This is a genomic window from Vibrio sp. Vb1755, from assembly GCF_033338635.1.
In the GTDB taxonomy this organism is placed as follows: domain Bacteria; phylum Pseudomonadota; class Gammaproteobacteria; order Enterobacterales; family Vibrionaceae; genus Vibrio; species Vibrio alginolyticus.
This window is the reverse complement of sequence record NZ_JAWOTA010000359.1, coordinates 1-1040: the sequence shown is the minus strand read 5'-3', so window position 1 is coordinate 1040 and position 1040 is coordinate 1. Positions and strand designations below refer to the sequence as shown.

The following is a 1040-nucleotide window of genomic DNA, read 5'->3' as shown; positions in this document are numbered from 1 at the left end:
AAAGATCGCGGGCGAAACCGTCTGATCAAATTCAATGACCAAATGAACAAAGAAGCGCGTATGCGTTTGTGGCTTGAAATCGAACTGCAAAAAGCCCTGCAGCAAAATGGTCTCGAAGTTTGGTATCAGCCCAAAGTGAACGCCCGTGATTTCAGTATCAATGGCGCTGAGGCTTTAGTACGTTGGAAACATCCGGTTGAGGGCTACATTAGCCCAGGATCATTTATTCCTGTGGCGGAACGAGCAGGTTTGATTGAGCATCTGGGCCGCGTGGTGATGCGTGATGTATTCAACACCGTAAAACGCTGGAAACAACAAGGCATTTTGCCGGGTCGCGTCGCGATCAACTTGTCTCCAGAACAGTTTGGCAACCCTCAGTTGATCGACTTTATGGAGAAGCTGCTGCGCACAACCGAACTTGATCCAAGTTGCATCACGTTTGAGCTAACGGAAAGCGCGGTGATGAGTGACAGCGAACATACGCTGCAAATGCTGAATGCGATTAAAAAGCTGGGCTTTGCTTTGTCGATCGACGACTTTGGTACTGGGTACTCGTCGCTGTCGTATTTAGCTCGTTTCCCGATTGATGAACTAAAAATCGACCGTGCATTCATTAATGACATTGACGCCCTGCCAAAACAGGTGACCGTCATCGAGAACATCATCAACTTGGGCAAATCTTTGGAACTAACGGTCGTTGCAGAAGGCGTAGAAACGCATCAGCAAGCTACTTTGCTTTCCAACCTTCAATGTAACTCGATTCAAGGTTTTCATTTCTACCGACCTCAGCCAAAACATGAAATCGAAGAGTTGTTTGTGCAAAACCGCCGCCACGAAAACTGATCCCCCTACTTCGTCAAATCAAACCTTTACCCCTACTCTCAAGGGGTAAATATTGAGTTTATTGAGCTAAACCTAACTTAGGTCAAATTAGCTATTCATAATTCTTCATAAAATGCGGGCACCTTTTCCTTCTCTATGATTGTGAGCATATGGAACTCTTGTGTCCCGCGGGTAACCTGCCTGCGCTAAAAACCGCG

Annotated in this window: 1 protein-coding gene; it reads left to right on the top strand. The window is 46.5% G+C overall.

Going from position 1 to position 1040, the window contains the following annotated elements; all coding sequences use genetic code 11:
• Window positions 1-843: EAL domain-containing protein (locus tag R7E00_RS25125; RefSeq protein WP_318124927.1), on the top strand; the 843-nt coding region annotated here is incomplete at its 5' end.
• Window positions 844-1040: the final 197 nt, after the last annotated feature.